General features: G+C 73.7%; 16 protein-coding genes and 1 pseudogene. 8 read left to right on the forward strand and 9 right to left on the reverse strand.

The genetic code is table 11. The features are described from left to right. Window positions 1–276: 276 nt before the first annotated feature. Window positions 277–903 carry an alpha-ketoglutarate-dependent dioxygenase AlkB gene (locus tag C5508_RS07275; RefSeq protein WP_104524281.1) on the reverse strand — a complete coding sequence of 209 codons (627 nt, stop codon included), beginning with the start codon at window positions 901–903 and terminating at the stop codon, window positions 277–279. Window positions 904–1014: 111 nt separating this feature from the next. Further along, entirely contained in the window at window positions 1015–3249 is a 2235-nt protein-coding gene (locus C5508_RS07280; protein WP_104524282.1) for a RecQ family ATP-dependent DNA helicase, read from the reverse strand. A gap of 62 nt (window positions 3250–3311) precedes the next feature. On the opposite strand from C5508_RS07280, the gene C5508_RS07285 reads away from it, so the two are divergent. After that, a complete protein-coding gene (locus C5508_RS07285; RefSeq protein ID WP_104524312.1) occupies window positions 3312–4163 on the forward strand; it encodes a PHP domain-containing protein in 852 nt (283 codons plus the stop codon). Between the two features lie 10 nt (window positions 4164–4173). On the opposite strand, the gene C5508_RS07290 is transcribed toward C5508_RS07285, so the two are convergent. Then, window positions 4174–5331, reverse strand: a complete 1158-nt coding sequence (locus tag C5508_RS07290; protein ID WP_104524283.1) for a benzoate/H(+) symporter BenE family transporter — start codon at window positions 5329–5331, stop codon at window positions 4174–4176. A 42-nt stretch (window positions 5332–5373) separates the two neighbouring features. Between C5508_RS07290 and C5508_RS07295 the strand changes: the two genes are divergently transcribed. Beyond that, window positions 5374–5910 carry a GNAT family N-acetyltransferase gene (locus C5508_RS07295; RefSeq protein ID WP_104524313.1) on the forward strand — a complete coding sequence of 179 codons (537 nt, stop codon included), beginning with the start codon at window positions 5374–5376 and terminating at the stop codon, window positions 5908–5910. A 9-nt stretch (window positions 5911–5919) separates the two neighbouring features. Here C5508_RS07295 and C5508_RS07300 read toward each other — a convergent pair whose 3' ends face one another. Together C5508_RS07300 and C5508_RS07305 are read right to left on the reverse strand one after the other, a co-directional pair. Next, window positions 5920–7638 (reverse strand): signal peptidase I, encoded by a 1719-nt coding sequence (locus tag C5508_RS07300; RefSeq protein ID WP_104524284.1) that lies wholly within the window; start codon window positions 7636–7638, stop codon window positions 5920–5922. 63 nt (window positions 7639–7701) lie between these two features. After that, window positions 7702–8112 carry a hypothetical protein gene (locus tag C5508_RS07305; RefSeq protein WP_104524285.1) on the reverse strand — a complete coding sequence of 137 codons (411 nt, stop codon included), beginning with the start codon at window positions 8110–8112 and terminating at the stop codon, window positions 7702–7704. Between the two features lie 325 nt (window positions 8113–8437). Here C5508_RS07305 and C5508_RS07310 point away from each other — a divergent pair, with 325 nt between their 5' ends. Both C5508_RS07310 and C5508_RS07315 read left to right on the forward strand, forming a co-directional pair. Continuing rightward, window positions 8438–9679: a Cache 3/Cache 2 fusion domain-containing protein gene (locus C5508_RS07310; RefSeq protein WP_232796981.1), complete on the forward strand. Its 1242-nt coding sequence runs from the start codon at window positions 8438–8440 to the stop codon at window positions 9677–9679. A gap of 98 nt (window positions 9680–9777) precedes the next feature. Continuing rightward, window positions 9778–10866: a PP2C family protein-serine/threonine phosphatase gene (locus tag C5508_RS07315; protein WP_232796982.1), complete on the forward strand. Its 1089-nt coding sequence runs from the start codon at window positions 9778–9780 to the stop codon at window positions 10864–10866. Between the two features lie 3 nt (window positions 10867–10869). Here C5508_RS07315 and C5508_RS07320 read toward each other — a convergent pair whose 3' ends face one another. The 3 genes from C5508_RS07320 to rpsD all read right to left on the reverse strand — a co-directional run bounded on the left by C5508_RS07320 (window position 10870) and on the right by rpsD (window position 13966). Continuing rightward, window positions 10870–11391, reverse strand: coding sequence for an RNA 2'-phosphotransferase (locus tag C5508_RS07320; protein ID WP_104524286.1), 522 nt, complete (start codon window positions 11389–11391; stop codon window positions 10870–10872). 19 nt (window positions 11392–11410) lie between these two features. Beyond that, window positions 11411–13096: a SpoIIE family protein phosphatase gene (locus C5508_RS07325; RefSeq protein WP_104524287.1), complete on the reverse strand. Its 1686-nt coding sequence runs from the start codon at window positions 13094–13096 to the stop codon at window positions 11411–11413. 267 nt (window positions 13097–13363) lie between these two features. Continuing rightward, window positions 13364–13966 (reverse strand): 30S ribosomal protein S4, encoded by a 603-nt coding sequence (gene rpsD / locus C5508_RS07330; protein WP_104524288.1) that lies wholly within the window; start codon window positions 13964–13966, stop codon window positions 13364–13366. A gap of 61 nt (window positions 13967–14027) precedes the next feature. Between rpsD and C5508_RS07335 the strand changes: the two genes are divergently transcribed. From C5508_RS07335 to C5508_RS07345, 3 genes are all read left to right on the forward strand, one after another. Next, on the forward strand, window positions 14028–14783 hold the full coding sequence (locus tag C5508_RS07335; protein WP_104524289.1) for a DUF2470 domain-containing protein: 756 nt from the start codon (window positions 14028–14030) through the stop codon (window positions 14781–14783). A 46-nt stretch (window positions 14784–14829) separates the two neighbouring features. Next, window positions 14830–15240, forward strand: a complete 411-nt coding sequence (locus tag C5508_RS07340) for a DUF4345 domain-containing protein (RefSeq protein ID WP_104524290.1) — start codon at window positions 14830–14832, stop codon at window positions 15238–15240. 71 nt (window positions 15241–15311) lie between these two features. After that, a complete protein-coding gene (locus tag C5508_RS07345; RefSeq protein WP_104524316.1) occupies window positions 15312–16805 on the forward strand; it encodes a uracil-xanthine permease family protein in 1494 nt (497 codons plus the stop codon). 161 nt (window positions 16806–16966) lie between these two features. Here C5508_RS07345 and C5508_RS07350 read toward each other — a convergent pair. Next, window positions 16967–17533, reverse strand: a pseudogene (locus C5508_RS07350) (peroxiredoxin family protein); the annotation flags it as partial. Between the two features lie 170 nt (window positions 17534–17703). Here C5508_RS07350 and C5508_RS07355 point away from each other — a divergent pair. Further along, on the forward strand, window positions 17704–18102 hold the full coding sequence (locus C5508_RS07355) for a hypothetical protein (protein ID WP_104524292.1): 399 nt from the start codon (window positions 17704–17706) through the stop codon (window positions 18100–18102). Window positions 18103–18219 lie beyond the last annotated feature (117 nt).

Here is an 18219-nt window from a genome sequence, read left to right on the forward strand (position 1 = left end):
CAAAGCCCTGACACGGGGTATTACTTGGCACTGACTTTCGGCACGCTGTTGAGTTCTCAAGGAGCGGACGCGCAGAAACTCGACCCTTCCGGGCTCCGTCCCTGGCTGGATGTCCAACTCTACGCCGCTTCCAGAGCTTCCCCGGTGGGGGGCTCCTCGGTGGCCCTTGCGGGCTTCCGTGGGGCGCAGAGAGAACAGTACACCGTCCTGAGGGGGCTCTGCAGGGGGGGTCCCCTGGGCCCTCCTGCAGAGCCCCCGCGGCGGCGAAAGGCCTGGTCAGGCGACTCCGCGGGGGCGGAACTGCACGCTCACCCGGGGGCCGACCGGCTTGGCGGTCTTAGGGATGCAGTGCTCCCAGGTCCGCTGGCACGAGCCACCCATGACCACGAGGTCGCCATGTCCCAGAGGGAAGCGCAGTGACTCCCCGCCCCCGACCGGGCGGAGGAGAAGCGGTCGGGGCGAGCCGAAGGACACGATCGCAACCATCGTGTCGGTCGAGCGTCCGCGGCCGATGCGGTCGCCGTGCCAGGCGACGCTGTCGCGACCGTCCCGGTAGAGGCACATGCCCGCGGAGACGAAGTGCTCCCCGAGCTCGGGCCCGTAGTGGCGGTTCAGTTCGTCGCGCGCCTCGGTGAGCAGAGCGTGCGGCAGCCGTTCCCCGCCGCCGTACCACCGCAGCAGACGCGGGACCGCGACCTCGCGCTCGTACATCTGCCGGCGGTCCTCCCGCCAGCCGATGTCCCCGAGCAGGACGTCGAGCACCTCGTCGGATCCGGTCACCCACCCCGGGAGGTGGTCCACCCACGCCCTGCGGCCGAGCTCGTGCCGCACGACCGCGTCGAGCCGGCCGAGCGTCGCAGCATCGGCGAGGTCCCACATCGAGGGCTGGTGCGCCAGCGTCATGGGGAGGACGCTACCCGGACCTTTCGCACATGTGTGCGAAAAGCTGTGCATAACGTGCGGCCTTCACCCCGCGGCCCGACCCGAGCCCTCGAGGAGGCCGTCGTCATCCCCCTACGCGGTGAGCGCGAGGGCGAAGGGCAGCACCGAGGAGGCGCCGGCCCGACGCAGCTCCCGACCGGCCACCGTCATGGTCCAGCGGGAGTCGGCGAGGTCGTCGACCAGCAGCACCGGGCCCGTCACCTCGGCCAGGCGGTCGCGCAGTTCGGGCCCGACGACGATGCGGTCCCACACCGCGGCGAGCCGGAAGGCGCTGTTGCCCCCCGGCTGACCGGTCGGCCCACCGTGGGCGAGCGAGAGCTCCCCGAGGTAGGGCAGCCGTCCCATGCGGGACAGCCCCTGCGCCACACCGCTGACCAGCTGAGGACGTCGCCGGGACGGGATCGAGACCACGGCTGCCGGTCGCTCTGCCCAGTCCCACGCGGCGAGCACCCGTCCGCAGGCTCGCAGCAGTTCCTCGTCCGGCGGGACGTCGGAGACCGACCGGCGCACCGGCACCTCGAAGGCGGCGTCCGGGTCCTCCTCGATGCCGGGTGCCTCGAGGTCGAGCTCCACGACGCCGCCGATGCCGTCGTCGCCGAGGAGGGAGCGCAGGCGCTGACCCCAGCCGAGGTCCGTGAGCCGCGCGACCGCCCGGCCGGTGGCCAGCTGCTCGGACGGCGCGATCTTGCCCTTCACGTCCACGCCGAGGCGGTCGGCGCCGGTGGGCCACATCGCCCGGGGGGAGAGCTCCACCCCGGGCCGGTCGAGCGCGGCCGACGCCTTCTCCGCGGCGGCCTCGGGGACGTCGGTCGCGTACCAGGGGCCGGCGCAGACGTCGCACCGGCCGCAGGGCGCGGCGGTCGGGTCGTCCAGCGCGGACTGCAGGAAGGCCATGCGGCACTCGGCCTCGTCGACCGGCTTGGCGTAGCTGAGCATCGCCCGCTGCTCGGCCTCGCGGGTGCGGGTCACCCGGGCATAGCGGTCGGCGTCGTAGACCCACGGCCGGCCGGTGGAGCGCCATCCGCCCTGCACCCGCTCGACTGCGCCGTCGACGGCGAGAACCTTGAGCAGCAGCTCCAGGCGGGACCGGCGGACGTCGGCGACGGTTTCGAGGCGGGCCACCGACCACGCCTTCCCGTCGGCCATCGCCGTCAGCACTGCTGCCGCGTGGTCCTCGCGCGGCATCGAGGAGGTGGCGAACCACTGCCAGATCGCGATGTCCTCGGGCCCGGGCAGGAGCAGGACGTCGGCGTGCTCGACGGCGCGGCCGGCACGACCCACCTGCTGGTAGTAGCTGACCGGCGACGACGGCGCCCCCAGGTGGACGACGAAGCCCAGGTCGGGCTTGTCGAAGCCCATGCCCAGGGCGGAGGTGGCGACCAGCGCCTTCACGCGGTTCTCCCGCAGCGCCTCCTCGGCGTCCTTGCGGTCGGCGTCGTCGAGGCGGCCGGTGTAGGCGCGCACCTCGTGTCCGGCGTCGCGCAGGAGGTTGGCCGTCTCCTCCGCGGCGGCCACGGTCAGCGTGTAGACGATGCCGCTGCCCGGCAGATCCCCGATGTACGAGGCCAGCCAGGCCAGTCGGGCCCGGTCCGACGGCAGCCGCAGCACGCCCAGCCGAAGGGAGTCGCGGGACAGCGGACCGCGGACCGTCGTCACCTCGACGCCGCCGGCCCCGAGCTGCTCGGCGACGTCGTCGACCACGCGCTCGTTGGCCGTCGCCGTCGTCGCCAGCACCGGGGTGCCTGCGGGCAGCGTGCCGAGCAGGTCGCGGATGCGGCGGTAGTCGGGGCGGAAGTCGTGCCCCCAGTCGGAGACGCAGTGCGCCTCGTCGACCACCACGAGCCCGCACCGGGCGACGAGCCCGGGCAGCTGCTCCTCCCGGAACCGGGGGTTGGTGAGCCGCTCCGGGGAGACCAGGAGGACGTCGACGTCGTCGGCGGCCAGGCGGGCGGCGATGTCATCCCACTCGGTCATGTTGGCGCTGGAGATCTCCACCGCCCGGATGCCGGCGCGAGCGGCCGCGGCCACCTGATCGCGCATCAGGGCGAGCAGCGGGCTGACCAGCAGCGTCGGGCCCGCGCCGCGGCGGCGCAGCAGAGCGGTGGAGACGAAGTAGACCGCCGACTTGCCCCAGCCGGTGCGCTGGACCACCAGGGCGCGGGCGGAGCGCTCGACCAGCGCCGCGACAGCGGCGTCCTGGCCCTCGCGGAAGACCGCGTCGGGACGGCCGGTGAGCTCGCGCAGGATCTCCAGGGCCTCGGCGGCGACGGAACCGGCGATCTCCGACGGCGGGGCAGCGGTGCTCATGGGGACGACAGTAAGCATCCCGGCCGACAGAACGGGTGCCCGCGCGCGAGGTGGGGACGGCGGTGGAGAATCCACAGGCGATGGCATCCCAGGGGCAGCTTCCGGCCGACAACCACGTCCACACCCACTGGTCGTGGGACACGCCGGACTCGTCGACGATGCGCAGGGCATGCGAGCGGGCGATCGCGAAGGGCCTGCCGGCCATCGCCTTCACCGAGCACCTCGACTTCACCGTCTGGCAGGCCGAGGACCGGGCGACCGAGGAGGGGCTGGTCGACCGCCACCCCGCCCACCAGCTGCCCATCGACGTCGAGGGCTACTTCGCCGAGCTCGCCGAGTGCCGCGACCGGTTCCCGGAGCTGCGCATCTGGTCGGGCATCGAGACCGGCGAGCCGCACCTGTTCGCCGCGAGCATCGCCCGCCACCTCGAGGACTCCCCGGTCGACCGCGTCCTCGGCTCGCTGCACTCCCTCTCCGACGACGGCCGGCTGGTCGGCGTGGGGAGGCTGCTGCACGACGGCGCCGACGCCACCATGCGCCGCTACCTCGGCGAGATGGTGGGGATGATCGAGAGCAGCGACGTCTTCCAGGTCCTGGCGCACGTGGACTTCCCCCGGCGGTACTGGCCCGGCGGTAGCGACCGGTACGTGGAGAAGGACTACGAGGAGGAGTACCGGGCGGTGTTCCGGGCCCTGGCCCGCAGCGGCCGGGCGCTGGAGATCAACACCAGCAGCCCGCTGGCGTCGGCCGACCAGGTGCGCTGGTTCCACGAGGAGGGCGGCGAGGCCGTCAGCTTCGGCAGCGACGCCCACGCGCCCACCGCCGTCGGGCAGAAGTTCGACCTCGCCGTCGCCGTCGCCGAGGCGGCCGGCTTCCGCCCGGGACGCGACCGGTTCGACTTCTGGCGCCGCTGAGCCGCGTAGGTCAGGCGCGAGAGGGCCGGTACCAGGCCCAGAACGCCAGCCCGACGACCAGCGACCAGAACGCCGACCCGATTCCGCCCACGGCGACGCCGCTGATCGCCACCAGGAAGGTGGCGACGACGGGGATGCGGTCCTCCGGCCGCGCCAGCGCGCCGCTCAGCGACGACGCCAGCACCGGCCACAGCGCCAGCCCGGCCGCCGCGGCGACGAAGCCGGCGGGCGCGGTGGCGACCAGGGCGGCGACGGCGGCCGACACGAGCGCGATGCCGACGTAGGCAACGCCCGCGGTGCGCGCGGCGAGGTAGCGACGGGCCGGGTCGGCGTCGGCCTCGGGACCCGCCGCCAGCGCTGCGCTGATCGCGGCCAGGTTGATCGCGTGACCACCGAAGGGGGCGCCGAGCAGCGTTCCGGCGCCGGTGACCGCCATGGCCGCCCGCCACGGTGCGCGGTAGCCGTACGCCGCCAGCACCGCCATGCCCGGCACGTTCTGGGAGGCCATCGTCACCAGGAACAACGGCAACCCGAGCCCGATCACGGCGGCCGAGCCGAGGTCCGGGGTGGTCCACTCCAACGCGGGCAGCAGCGCGGCGGCCGGGACACCGCCCTCGCACGCGGACAGCCAGCCGATGGTGCCGAGGGTCAGCGCGAAGGCGGCCGGTACCGCCCAGCGCGGGGAGAACCGCAGCAGCACCGCCCAGACGAGGACGACCGGCACCACCAGCCGGGGGATCTCCAGCGCCGCCCGGACCGGCTCGAGGCACAGCGGAACGAGGACGCCGGCCAGCATGGCCTGCGCGAGCACCGGCGGGATGGCCGCGATGACGGTGCCCAGCCGGGGCCAGGCGGCGGCCAGCAGGACGAGGGCACCGACCAGGACGAAGGCCCCGACGGCCACCGGCCAGGACGGCGCGGACGCCGTCGCCAGCAGCGCCGCACCCGGCGTGGACCACGCCACGGTGATCGGCATCCGGGTCCGCTGCGCCAGCAGCACCGTGGCGAGCCCCATGGCGACCGACAGGACGACCAGGCCGGAGGCGGCCTGTGCCGGCGACGCCCCCACCGCGCGCAGGCCGATGAGCACCACCGCGAAGGAGCTGAGGAACCCGACGAGGGCGGTTACCAGGCCGGCGACGGTCGTCGACGACGGAGCGGCGGGCACGGCGCGCGACGCTAGCGGAGCGCCCCTCTACCGTCGGTGATCATGGGTGCCTCAGCTCCGGTCGTCCGGGACGCCACCGCGGACGACGCCGCCGTGTGCGCTGCGATCTACACGCCCTACGTCACCGACACGGCGATCACCTTCGAGCTCGAGCCGCCGTCCGAGGCGCAGATGGCCGGGCGCATCGCCGCCGCGCAGCGCGCGCACGCCTGGCTGGTCCTGGCGGACGAGGGCGTCGTCGTCGGCTACGCCTACGCCGGCCCGTACAAGGAGCGCGCTGCCTACCGGTGGTCCTGCGAGGTGAGCGTCTACCTGGACGGCGGGCGGCGTCGCCGCGGCGGCGACGGGCGGACGCTGTACGAGGCGCTCTTCGCCCGGCTGGCCGACCGCGGGTTCCGCACCGCGGTCGCCGGGATCACCCTGCCGAACGAGCCGAGCGTGGGCCTGCACACCGCGATGGGCTTCGAGCCGATCGGCACCTACCGGCGGATCGGCTTCAAGCAGGGCATGTGGCGCGACGTGCTGTGGACGCAGCGGGCGCTGGGGTCCTATGACGCGGACCCGGTCGAACCGGTCTGAGTCGCCCGATCAGGCCATGCGGCCGCGCAGGGCGCCAACCCTGGGAAGCGGCGTCGTGAGGTCCGGCTCGTAGGCGTGCGCCCCGGGGACCGGGGGCTTGCCGCGCCGGCGCTCGGCGGCACCGGGGACGACGAACCGGTAGGTCGCGTCCACGTCCCGGACGGCGAAGGTGTCCTCGTCGGGCCCGGCGTGGTGGAGGACGACGGTGTCGAACCGCTCCGCGACCCGGTGCAGGGACTCGGCGTCGGAGACGTCGATGACCGTTCCCCCCGCCGCGAAGGCGGTGACCGGCACGATCCGGTCGGCGTGCCGCAGCACGAAGTCGTCGGCGGGGTCGTTCCGGCCGGCCCGCCCGAGCCACGCTCCGACGCCGGCGACGAGCAGCGCCACGGCCAGCACGACGACGGCGAGGGCGCGGGCCACGCCGATGGGGACGCCGACGCCGGCGAGCTCGAAGGTGCGCGCGACGGTCTCGCCGGTCTCCACCTCGGTCTCCGTCAGCGTCTTCAGCACGGTGTCGGCCTCGCCCGTCAGCCGCAGCGACGTCGGTTCGAGCGAGAACGCCAGGGTCTCCGGCGCCTTCGCCTCGAACGCGATGCCCCGCACGGTGCCGGTGGTGGCCGTCGTGGGCGTGATCCGGAGGGTCGCGCCGCCGCCTGCCCCGCCGACCTCGGCGTAGTGCTTCGCGAGGACGGACGCGGCGAGGGCGGTGTCGACGGCGACGCTCGCCGTGGCCGTGCCGTCCTGCAGGCGGGCGACGGGCCCGCTGGTGAGATAGGCACCCCAACCGTCCGGTGCCTCGACCGAGACGTCCAGGCGCAGCGCACCCTGCAGGGCGCTCAGCTCCGGACCCGTGACGGTGCTCGCGTAGGAGACGGTCAGGCCGGTGGCGAGCTTGGTCCAGACGGTGTCACCGGTCTCGATGACGCCGGTCGGGTAGGTGGTGCCACGGGCGGCAGTGCCCCCGTAGGAGAACTGCCCCCGCTCGGTCACCGCGACGGTCTCGGCGGAGTCCTCGGTCGAGGGCACGAGGAGGAGAGCACCGGCACCGAGGGCGGCCACGAGCGCCACGGCTCCGGCGGCGAGCGCCACCTGGCGGGCCTTCGCGCGCACGAGCATCGGAACGCCACCCGGCTCCAGCCGCGAGATCGAGGGCACCGGCATGCGCAGCGAGGGCACGGAGAAGGAGGGCAGCCGCAGCGACGGCAGCTGGAGGGACGGCAGCTGAAGCGACGGCGCGCGCCGGCGACGGGACCGGCGCACCCTGCGCTGCCTGTCCGCCTTGGCCGCCCCCAGGACCAGCACCGACGCCAGCCCGACGACCACGAGGGTCCCGGGCGAGGTGAGCGTGCCGAGCACGTGGCCACCGTTGGGGATCCGGAAGAACAGCGAGCCGAGCATCTCGTCCTGCGTCGGCCGGTCCTGGTCCAGGAAGTCGTTGTTGTCGCCCTGGGTGATGAATCCGTCGGCGTCCGCGGCGACGATGCGGTGCATGACGACCGTGTCGAGCGACTCGCTGCGGTAGGCGACGACGTCGCCCACCGAGTAGGTTCCGGCCTCGCTCAGGACGGCCAGGTCCCCGGCGGAGAACTGCGGCTCCATGCTGATGCCGTAGGTGCTGAGGTACGTCGTCCCACCTCCCAGCGAGGCGGGCCAGAACAGCCACATGGTCGCGAGCACCAGCGCGACGGCGGCGCTGGTGCTCGCGACTCGTGATGCGGCTGTCATGGAGGCACCGATCAAGGGTTAGGGCGAGGCGGCCACGGAGGCCGCCTCGCCCAGCGGGACTGCTTAGTTCGAGGTGACCGTCAGGGAGGTCTTGTCGAACGAGGAGATGAGCGGCAGCGGCGTGGTCGTCAGGGTGCACGTGACGATGTGCGCCGCGCCGTCCGGCGCGTAGCTGCAGGTGTTGGCGCCGTCGGGGATGGGAGTCGTGCCGCTGTAGAGGGTCATCCGCGCGGACATCCCGGGCGACGCGACGGCCTGGCCGACGGTGAAGGCCACGGTCTGCAGGCGGCCGCTGTCAGCGGTGGCCGGGGTGTAGGCGATGTTGCTGACCGAGACACCCGTCGCCGTCAGCTCGCCGTAACCGGCGACGTTGTTGTCGACGGTGCTGAAGTTGTTGCCGGCGGTGAAGGCAGAGGTGGTGAGGCCGGCAGCGGCAACCGCGACTCCGGCGAGCAGAACGCGCGACTTGCGCATTGCCTGTGTCCTGTTCTCTCAGCGGCCTGGCCCGCCCGGATGCTGGTCATCCGGGCGCATCGGCACTGGCCTGTCGTTCGACAACCAGGTCTTCGGCAACGCGCGGCCCATTCTTAACTCCATTCTCAGAAGAAACTCCTATCTCCGAGTCGACAATTGAAAGGCGGTGACCCGACACCATTCCGGTGAAGCACGAGCCACCTCTGGGACGGTCCGCGGCGTGCCTTCCGGGATCGCCGGAGGAGCGCCCTACGGTGTTCCGGAACCCCTCGCACGCGAACCCGCCGGATGCGGTTCCCGAGGTGTCAGCAGGAGGTGGTGCGTCGTGCGCTCGTCGATGTCGCAGGGACCGGTCGCACCCGGGCAGCCCGCGGCCCCCCGGGCGTCCGCTCCCCGGCGCGGCGTCGAGCGCGACACGAGCATGGAGGCGGCCGCACAGCAGGCGGGCGTGCTCGCCCAGGCCTCCCGCGAGGTCTCCGACACCTCCCGCGAGGCCGCGGCGTCGCTCTCCGAGTTGCGCGCCGCGATCGGCGACATCTCGGCGAGCACCGTCCGGGCCTCGTCGGTCGCCGAGGAGGCGGTGCGCGACGCGCAGGCCGTCGACGAGCGGATCACCGCCCTGCAGGCGGCCAGCGCGGCCATCACCGAGTTCGTCCGCATGATCACCGCGATCAGCCAGCAGAGCCGGTTCCTGGCGCTGAACGCCTCCGTCGAGGCGACGCGCGCCGGCGACCTCGGCCGTGGCTTCGCCGTCGTCGCCGACGAGGTCAAGGAGCTCGCGGGACGCACCGCGCAGGCCGCGCAGGACATCGACCTGCAGATCAAGGCGGTGCAGAAGGAGACCGAGCAGGCCGTCGCGGTGATCCAGCGCATCACCGGCACCCTGGGAGCGATCGCCGAGGCGCAGGACTCCATCTCCGCCGCCGTCGAGCAGCAGCGGGCCGCGACCGAGCGCGTGGTCGAGAACGTGGACCGGGCGGCGAGCGGCTCGGCCCGCATCACCGATGCCGTCGCGCAGCTGGCCGAGAGCCAGCGGGTCGTCTACGTGCGGCGTGCGCTCACCGTCGCCGAGCAGCACCTGGCGGAGCTGGGCGGCGCCCGGCTCGGCACGAACCGCTCCACCCTCAGCGTGCGCGACCAGGTCAGCGGCGCCGCGCACACCACCCAGCTGGCCGACGTCCTCGTCGGCGACCTCCCGCTGGACCGCAGCGACGACCCCCGCCGTCCGGCCCTGCTGGTCGACGAGGTCGTCCGCCAGGTCGGCGGCAGCTGCACGCTGTTCCAGCGCCTCGACGACCAGGGCAGCATGGTCCGCGCGGCGACGACGGTGCTCAACCCCGCTGGCCGCCGCAACGTCGGCACCTACATCCCCCGCCTCGGCGCCGACGGCACCCCCAACCCGGTGCTGGCCGCCGTCCTGGCCGGCAAGGTCTACACCGGCGAGGCGACCGTCGCCGGCCGGCAGTACTTCACCGCCTACGCGGGCCTGCACGACGACGCCGGCGTGCTGATCGGCATGCTCTACGTCGGCCTGCCCCTGGATGCGATGCCCGGCTCCAGCAGCTGAGGCCCCACCCGGGAGTGCGGGGAGGAGCCGGCGCCGTCGTCTAGGTTGAGGACCCGGGTTCCAACAGCAGCCGGGGCGCCGGACCGCACGAGGGGGACGTGGTGAACCGGTCAGGCCGGATCGACGCGGTGCTGCCCGCCGTCGTCCTGGCGCTCGTCGTGCTGGGCGAGGTCGTCAGCGGGCGCGGCCAGGTCGTGCTCGGGCTCACCGTGATGGCCCCGCTGGTGGCCGCCACCTGGCTGAGCCGTCGCGCGACCGTCGCGTACGGATCGGCCGCCTTCGTCGTCGCGACGCTGCTGGGGCTCTACGAGCAGCAGTACACCTCGGACACGGCCGTCGCCCAGACCGTCCGGATGATCGCCGTGGTACTCGCCGGCGTCATCGCCGTGGGCGCCTGCGACCTCCGACTGCGGCACGAGGCGCACGTCGCCCGGCTCAGCGCCGAGGCCGCCGCCACGCGCGCCGCGGTGCGCACCGGCGAGATGCTGCAGAGGGCGCTGCTCGGCTCGCCGCCCCAGGTGCCGGGCATGGAGACCGCGGCCCGCTACCTGCCCGGCGAGCAGGGTGCCCAGGTGGGCGGTGACTGGTACGACGCGTTCCCACTCGGCGACGGCCGGATCATGCTCGTCATCGGCGACGTCGCCGGCCACGACGCACCGGCCGCCGCCACGATGGCGCAGACCCGGGGCATGGTCCGTGCGCTCGCGAGGTCGGGGCACACCTCCCCCGCGGCGCTGCTGAGCACGCTGGACGACGTCCTGGGTGGGCTGGGCCTGGACACGCTGGTCACCGTGACGATCGCGACCCTCGACGTCCGTGGGGCCGGCGCGACGGCGCCCCTGTGCTGGTCCAACGCCGGGCACCTGCCGCCGGTCCTGGTGCGTGCCGACGGCACCGCGCGCCTGCTGGAGCGGACTCCGGAGCGGCTGCTGGGCGCCTCGCCGGAGGGCTCCCCCCGCAGCGAGCACGCGATCGAGCTGCACCGGGGGGACTCGGTGCTCTTCTACACCGACGGCCTGGTGGAGCGACGCGGCATGACGCTCGACGACGGGACCGCGTGGCTGGTGCGGGCGCTGTCCCGCATCGGGCAGGAGCCCCTGGACCGGGTCTGCGACGGACTGCTCGGCGCCCTGGGCACCCGCGGCGACGACGACATCGCCCTGCTGGCGGTGCGGCTGCCCCGCTGAGCCTCAGTCGTCGAGAACCGTCAGGTACGACGGCGGAACGGCGTCGACCAGCCACACCCCGTTCGCCGACCGGGAGAAGACGGCGCCGTCGTCGGCCAGGCGGACGGCGTCGACCCGCAGCACCACCGGGCGGCCGCGGCGGGCGCCCACCGTCCGGGCGGTCGCGACGTCGGGGCTGAGGTGGACGGCGTGCCGCCGCTGCGGTCGGAGGCCCTCGGCGAGGATGGCCGGGAGGAACCGCTCGACCGTGCCGTGGAACAGCTGCGCGGGCGGACGCTCCGGGGCGTAGCCGAGCTCGACGGCGACGCTGTGGCCCTGGACGGCGCGGATCCGGTCGCCGGCGATCTCGAACCGGCGCTTGTCGTTGGTGGCCACGACCCGCTCGAGCTGCTCCCGGGTCAGCCGCAGCGCGGCGAGCAGCTGGTCGACGTCCACCCATCCGGCCGGGTCGAGCACCAGCCCGACGGAGTCCGGCCGATGGCGGAGGACGAAGGACAGCCGCTTGCTGGTCCGGACGACGTCCACGTGCCGGTGCCCCGCAGGATCAGCCGCAGCGGAAGAGCACGAAGGCGACGTCGTCGTCGGGGGCGTCGCTCAGCAGCCGCTCGGTCAGCAGGGCGCCCAGCTGTGCGGGGCCCAGGTGGCGGCCCTCGACCAGCGCGTCGGCGGCTCGCCCGATCCCCTCGTCCAGGGCCTCGTCGCGCCGTTCGACCAGGCCGTCGGTGTAGAGCAGCAGGGTCGAGCCGGCCGACACCTCCACCTCCACCTCGGGGCGCTCGCACCCGTCGACGACGGCCAGCGGGAGGGCGCGGCCCTCCTCCAGGTGCCGGACCGTGCCGTCGGCCGCCACGAGGAGGGCAGGCAGATGACCGGCGCTGCTGTACCGCACGCTGCCGGTGGTGCCGTCGATGACCGCGCAGAACACGGTGCTCACGGCAGCACCGGGAACCAGCGCCGCGAACCGGTCCAGGGCGGACAGGACGTGCGCCGGTGAACGGCTCTCCAGCAGCAGCGCCCGGCCGGCGCTGCGCAGCTGCCCCATCACCGCCGCGGCGGGCAGCCCACGGCCCACGACGTCGCCGACCACCACGCCGTAGCGGCCGTCGGGCAGGTCGACGACGTCGTACCAGTCGCCGCCCACCTCGAGAGTGCCGGTGGCCGGCCCGTAGTGGACCGCGAAACCCTCGGGCAGCACGGTCGGGCCGAGCACCGCTCGCTGCAGCGTGACGGCCACGTCGCTGAAGAACTGGGCGCGTGCCCGCTCGGACTGCGCCCGCTCCTCCGCCCGCCGCCGCTCCGCCGCGACCGCCTGCGCGTCGGTGACGGTGGCGGCGACCTGGCCGGCGGCCAGCGACATGAAGATGCGGTAGTCCTCGTCGAGGGCGAGGTGCGGGCTGGCCCCGAGCACCAGCGCCCCCACCGGCCGCTCCGCACCGGCCGCCGTGAGCGGCAGGACGACCGCGGTGTCGACGTCCGTTCCTCCGATGGGGCCGGCGCCGGCGGTCGACAGGCCCGGCAACTGCGAGGCCAGCCCCGTGACGGTCCGGGTCTGCCCGGTCACCATCGCCTGGCGCACCTGCTCGGGGATGGGACCCGTCACGAGGTCACCCTGCGCGCTCAGACCCTGCGCGGCCACGAGCCGCGGCTGCTCGCCGTCGTCCTCGGTCAGGTACACGATGCCGAAGGGGCAGTCGCTGCGGGCGTCGGCCAGGATCCCCAGGGCGGTGGACACCGCCTCCCTCGTGTTCCCGTGCGCGGCGCGCGGCAGGCTCCCCAGCCGCTGCAGGATGCCGAGCCGCCGGGCGGCGAGCACGCGGTGCGTGGTCTCCACGACCGTGTCGAGCAGCCCGACGACGCGGCCGCCCGGCTCGACCACGGGGCTGAAGGAGAAGGAGAAGTAGGTCTCCTCCTCCCAGCCGTGGCGGGTCATGACCAGCAGCAGGTCCTCGGAGTAGGTGGCCCGCCCGGCCATCACCTCCTCGACCATGGGGTCCAGCGCGTCCCAGATGTCGGACCACACCTCACGGGCCGAGCGGCCCAGCGCGGCGGGATGACGGGCGCCGAGCATGGGGGCGTAGTCGTCGTTGTAGACCATGACGAGCTCCGGCCCCCACATGAGGAGGAACGGGAACCGCGAGTTGAGGGCGGTGCTGACGGCGGTCCGGAGCGTGGGCGACCAGTCGTCCTGCGGGCCGAGGGCGGTGGTCCCCCAGTCGTGCTCCAGGATCATCCGCTGGAGCTCGGTCCAGGGCGCGCCCGGGACGAGCTCTGCCAGATGCCTGTTCAGTGCCGCTCTCCCCACCGCCCGGCACGCCCTGGCCCGCCCATCCGGCGACCGTGCACGCGTGCTCCGGCCGCATTGTTCCATCCCGCCACGCGCGAGTGCATTGGGCACGACCTATCCCGATCGGCTGAATCGCCTCGGCCCCGGCGAAAGCTGCACGGTCGCCCCCGTCGAGCGGCTGATGGCGGCGGGTGTGCAGATCCCGCCCGGCGATCAGCGCGAGTAGTACTCCACGACCAGCTGCTCCTCGCAGACGACCGGCACCTCGTCGCGGTTCGGCGTCCGCTCGTAGCGGGCGAGGAGCTCGGCCAGCCGCACCTCGAGGTACTGCGGGGCCTCGGCGTGCGCGCCCGAGGCGGCGACGACGAACGGCTCCTTCGCGCGCGACTTCTCCGCGATCTGCACGAAGTCGCCGGGCCGCAGCCGGTAGGAGGGGCGGTCGACGCGCGTGCCGTTGACCAGCACGTGCTGGTGGGTGACGAACTGGCGGGCCTGGTAGATGGTCCGCGCGAAGCCGGCGCGCAGCACGGTGGCGTCCAGCCGCGACTCCAGGTCCTGGATCAGCGCCTCGCCGGTCTTGCCGCCGGCGCGCCTGGCCCGGTCGAACGCCGCCCGCAGCTGGGTCTCGGAGATGTCGTACTGCGCGCGCAGCCGCTGCTTCTCCTTGAGACGGGTGGAGTAGTCGCTGTCCTTGCGGCGCTTCCGGCCGTGCTCACCCGGCGGGTACGGACGGCGCTCAAAGTACTGGACGCACTTCGGCGTGAGCGGGATGCCCAGCGCGCGACTGAGCCGGACCTTGGGGCGGGGCGTGTTCACGGGTACCTCCGGTTTGGTTAGGCTCACCTTATAACGCATCCCGAACTCCCCGAGGTGGTCCATGACGGCCGGCCCGATCCACTCGTCCGCAGCCGTCGACCGGCAGCCGCCGGCCGCCGAGCGCGCCCGCACCGTCGCGCTGCGACCCGCGGCAGCACTGCACGTCGCCGACCTCGGCTCCTCCTCCGTGCTGGCCGCCACGACGACGGCCGACGGCGACGTGCTGCTCGTCGTCCCCACCTCCGACGGGGCCGTCGCGGCGCTCCGGGGCTCGCCGCTGGGCGACGTCCCGGCCCGGCTGACCGTCACCGACCGTGCGCCGCTGCCGGTGCGCCACCCGGTGCGCGCGCTCGTGAACCTCTCGGGCTGGCTGACGGCGGTGCCGGAGCAGGACATCGCCGGGCTGGTGCTCGACTTCGCCGAGACCACGCCCGCCGAGGCGCTGTTCGAGGTGGGGCTCAGCGCCGTTCTGGTGCGGATGGACCTGGCCGACGTCGAGCTGGAGGAGTCCGGAACGATCGTCGACGTCGACCCCGACGACTTCCGCGCGGCCGCGCCGGACCCCGTGAGCCGGGTCGAGACGGAGCTGATGGCCGCCCAGGAGGCGCCGCTGGGCCGGCTGCGCGCGCGGGTGCAGCGCTGGGCCGGACGCCGCGACGACGTCCGACTGCTGGGGCTGAACCGCTTCGGTGTGCGGTTCCGGGTGCAGAGTGAGCAGGGCTGCTACGACCTGGGGGTGCCCTTCGCCGCGCCGCTGGCCGGACCAGACGGGTTCGCCGGCGCCGTCGACGACCTGCTGACCTGCGGTCCCGCCTGAGCGGTCCGCGGTGGACCGGAACCCGCCGCCGTGCCACGGTCCTGGCATGACCACCTCCGACGGCGGCCGGCGAGGCCTGCAGATCACCATGGGCGCGCTCGCGGCCATCCCCCTGGCATCCGGGCTCACCGGAGCACTGCTCGGCCCGGCGTCGCTGGACACGACCGGCCGCCCCGCACACCCGGACGTGGAGAGCGAGTACCGCTACACCCACGCCATCTACGCCGCGGTGGCCCCGCTGATCTGGTCGGCCCTGCCCCGCGTGGAACGGGAGGGCACCCTCGTGCGCGTTGTCTCCGGCGCCCTCTTCCTCGGTGGGGCGGCCCGCCTCCTGGCGTGGCGGAAGGCCGGGCAGCCGCACCTCGCCCTCGTCGGTGGCGCGGCGCTCGAACTGCTCGGGACACCGCTGCTGGTGGCCTGGCAGCATCGGGTCGCCACCCGGGCGGGCAGCGCCTGACACCTGCTCCGGCCCGCCCGCCGCCTCTGGAACGATGCGCGCCAGCACCCGTGCAGCTCGAGGAGGCACCCATGGCGTTCGGCTGGAAGCTGTACGGAGACGGGAAGACCCCACCCCTGGGGGAGGCCGTCGCGCCGGACGAACGGCTCTCCTGGCCGCGCACGGTGGGCATCGGCGCGCAGCACGTCGTCGCCATGTTCGGGGCGACGTTCGTCTTCCCGCTGCTCATGGGGCTGGACGCGAACCTGGCGATCATGATGAGCGGGATCGCGACGATCCTGTTCCTGCTGATCGTGCAGGGAAAGGTGCCCAGCTACCTGGGCAGCTCCGCCTCGTTCGTCGGCGGCGTCGTCGCCGTCCGCGCGGCCGGGGGGTCGGACGCCGAGGTGCTCGGCGCGCTCCTGGTGTCGGGCGTGGTGCTCGCGCTGGTCGGCCTGGGAATCCACCTGGTGGGGGTGCGGGTGGTCAACCGCGTCCTGCCGCCGGCGGTGACGGGCGCCGTCGTCATGCTCATCGGCTTCAACCTGGCACCGGTGGCCACGGCGACCTACTGGATGCAGGACCAGTGGGTGGCCCTGGCGACCATGTCCTTCGTCATCGTGGCCTCGCTGCTGCTGCGCGGGTTCCTCGGCCGGATCTCGATCCTGCTGGGCCTGGTCTTCGGCTACCTGCTCTCGATCCTCCTCGACCTGACCGCCGGGCCGATCACCTCGGTGCTGCCGGGCCAGAACCTGCGGGACGCCGCCGGCGCCCTGTGCGAGAAGGAGGGCCCGTACTGCCTGGCGACGGCGTTCCCGCACGACCGGGTCGGCTTCGACGCCGTCGGCGATGCGCCGTGGTTCGGCCTGCCGTCGTTCACCGGCCCGAGCTTCTCCGTCAACTTCGCGCTGCTGGTGCTGCCCGCGGTGATCGCGCTGGTCGCGGAGAACGCCGGGCACGTGAAGGCGGTGGCCGAGATGACCCGGCGCGACCTCGACCCGATGATCGGCCGGGCGGTCCTCGCCGACGGCGTGACGACGGTGGTCGCCACCGCGGTCGGCGGCTCCCCCACCACCACGTACGCGGAGAACATCGGCGTGATGGCGGCGACCCGGGTGTACTCGACGGCGGCGTACTACGTGGCGGCCGTGGTCGCGATCGTGCTGGGCCTGGTGCCGAAGTTCGGGGCGTTGATCAACGCCATCCCGGGCGGCGTCCTCGGCGGGATCACCGTCGTCCTCTACGGGATGATCGGTCTGCTCGGCGCGAAGATCTGGAAGGAGAACCGCGTCGACTTCGCCAACCCGATCAACCTGGTGCCGCTGGCCGCCGGCATCGTCATCGCGATCGGGAACTCGGGCAGCGACGCCCCGCTGCTGCGCTTCAGCGAGGACTTCTCCCTCGGCGGGATCGCGCTGGGGACGATCGTCGCGGTGGTCGGCTGGCACGTGGCCCGCGCGCTGGCGCCGGCGGAGATGAAGGCGTCACTGCTCCGCGAGGGACCGCACCCGGCCGCCGGCTCCACCTTCGGCTCCGTGCACGGCGAGGAGGCCATGGCCTCGTTCGGGGAGCGGGACCGTCCGTAGCCTCCACCCGTGGACGTCGAGGCCTTCTGGCCCCTGGTCGACGCCTCCCGCGCCGGGCTGGACCTGACGGACCCCGAGGCCGCCGTCGACGAGCAGCTCGACTCCCTGGCGCTGGCACTGACCGAGCTCTCGGACCGTCGTCTTCTCGCCTTCCAGGAGGCTCAGGAGCGGTCCGGTGGCGGGTGCTCGGCGCGCCACTCGTCGAAGGCGGCGAGGAAGGACTCCGCCATCTCCTTCTCGGCGACCAGCTGCTCGCGGTCCCGGTCGTCCACCATCCGCTCGCTCAGCGCCATCATGTTGAACCGGATGGCGCGGAAGTAGGGAATGAACGACGCCGGCGTGAACGCCCGCTTCGAGGGATGGGGCTCGACGCCCTCGGGCGCCCACTCGACGGCGGGCACCGGGTCGAGTGCGATGCCCTCGAGCGCGCCGAGCACCGGTTCGTCGTCCGTCCGGTCGGTGAAGTCCCGGGACAGCTCGCGGAAGACCTGGCGTCCGTCCGGGGCCACCGCGACGATGATCGGCCGGAAGATCGACGCGTCCTCGTCCCAGGCGCCGAGCGGCTTGGCGAGGCGTTCCCCGTCGGGGTCGCTGACCCAGCGGAAGGGCAGGTGCCACGTCCGGTTCATCGCCAGCTGTACCTCCGGCGGGTCGACGGAGGCGAGCACGACCTCGGTGCCGGCGTCGGCGAGGCGGGACAGGGATCGGGCCAGGCGGACCGCCTGGGCGCAGCAGTACGGCTACCAGTCGCCCCGCAGCCCGACCAGCAGCAGGGCGGCGCGCTCGTCCGAGCGCAGGGCGAGGAGATCGGCGGCGTCCATCCCCCGACCCTACGGACGATCCCCGCCGACCGCAGGCCGGGCTGCTGGAAAGCGGATCCGGCCGTAGCCTCCGGCGCGTGGAGACCGACGACGCGCCGTCGGAGTTCGTCGAGCAGATGTACCTCGCCGTCGTCGAGGAGTCGTGGCTGTGGGAGGTGCCGCTCGGGGTCACCGACGGCCTCGGCGGCTACGAGCACGGCCCGTGGGCGCCGGCGGAATGCTCCCGCCAACTGCTCGCCTGGTTCGACGCCGGGCTCGTCGAGCTCTACGCCGACCCGCCGGACGACGCCCCGCGCCCGCAGAACGTCCGCGAGTGGCGGGCCTGGAACGACGGCCGCTACCGCCTGCTGCCCGACCGCGACGTCGCGCGCGCCGTCCTGGCTGACCCCTCCCGGTGGGACGGGACCTCCGAGATCGGCTTCCTCCGGCTCTGCCCGAGCGACGCCGGCATGGGCCCCGATGCCGCCTGGATCTGAACCGGGACGACCCGCCGACGGATGACCGGCCCCCGTTCACCCGTCGGGGGCAGAATCGGAACTTGTTCGGCCGCGGGCTACAGCCATCGCCGGCCGGCGCCGATGCGTCTGCACGAT

The organism is Blastococcus atacamensis (assembly GCF_002938425.1).
In the GTDB taxonomy this organism is placed as follows: Bacteria; Actinomycetota; Actinomycetes; order Mycobacteriales; family Geodermatophilaceae; genus Blastococcus; species Blastococcus atacamensis.

Bases quoted from the DNA above. Each gene is read 5' to 3' on its own strand.
- C5508_RS07275 (WP_104524281.1), bottom strand. From the start codon at position 903: ATGACGCTGGCGCACCAGCCCTCGATGTGGGACCTCGCCGATGCTGCG.
- C5508_RS07280 (WP_104524282.1), bottom strand. From the start codon at position 3,249: ATGAGCACCGCTGCCCCGCCGTCGGAGATCGCCGGTTCCGTCGCCGCC.
- C5508_RS07295 (WP_104524313.1), top strand. From the start codon at position 5,374: ATGGGTGCCTCAGCTCCGGTCGTCCGGGACGCCACCGCGGACGACGCC.
- C5508_RS07300 (WP_104524284.1), bottom strand. From the start codon at position 7,638: ATGACAGCCGCATCACGAGTCGCGAGCACCAGCGCCGCCGTCGCGCTG.
- C5508_RS07305 (WP_104524285.1), bottom strand. From the start codon at position 8,112: ATGCGCAAGTCGCGCGTTCTGCTCGCCGGAGTCGCGGTTGCCGCTGCC.
- C5508_RS07325 (WP_104524287.1), bottom strand. From the start codon at position 13,096: ATGATCCTGGAGCACGACTGGGGGACCACCGCCCTCGGCCCGCAGGAC.
- C5508_RS07335 (WP_104524289.1), top strand. From the start codon at position 14,028: ATGACGGCCGGCCCGATCCACTCGTCCGCAGCCGTCGACCGGCAGCCG.
- C5508_RS07340 (WP_104524290.1), top strand. From the start codon at position 14,830: ATGACCACCTCCGACGGCGGCCGGCGAGGCCTGCAGATCACCATGGGC.
- C5508_RS07345 (WP_104524316.1), top strand. From the start codon at position 15,312: ATGGCGTTCGGCTGGAAGCTGTACGGAGACGGGAAGACCCCACCCCTG.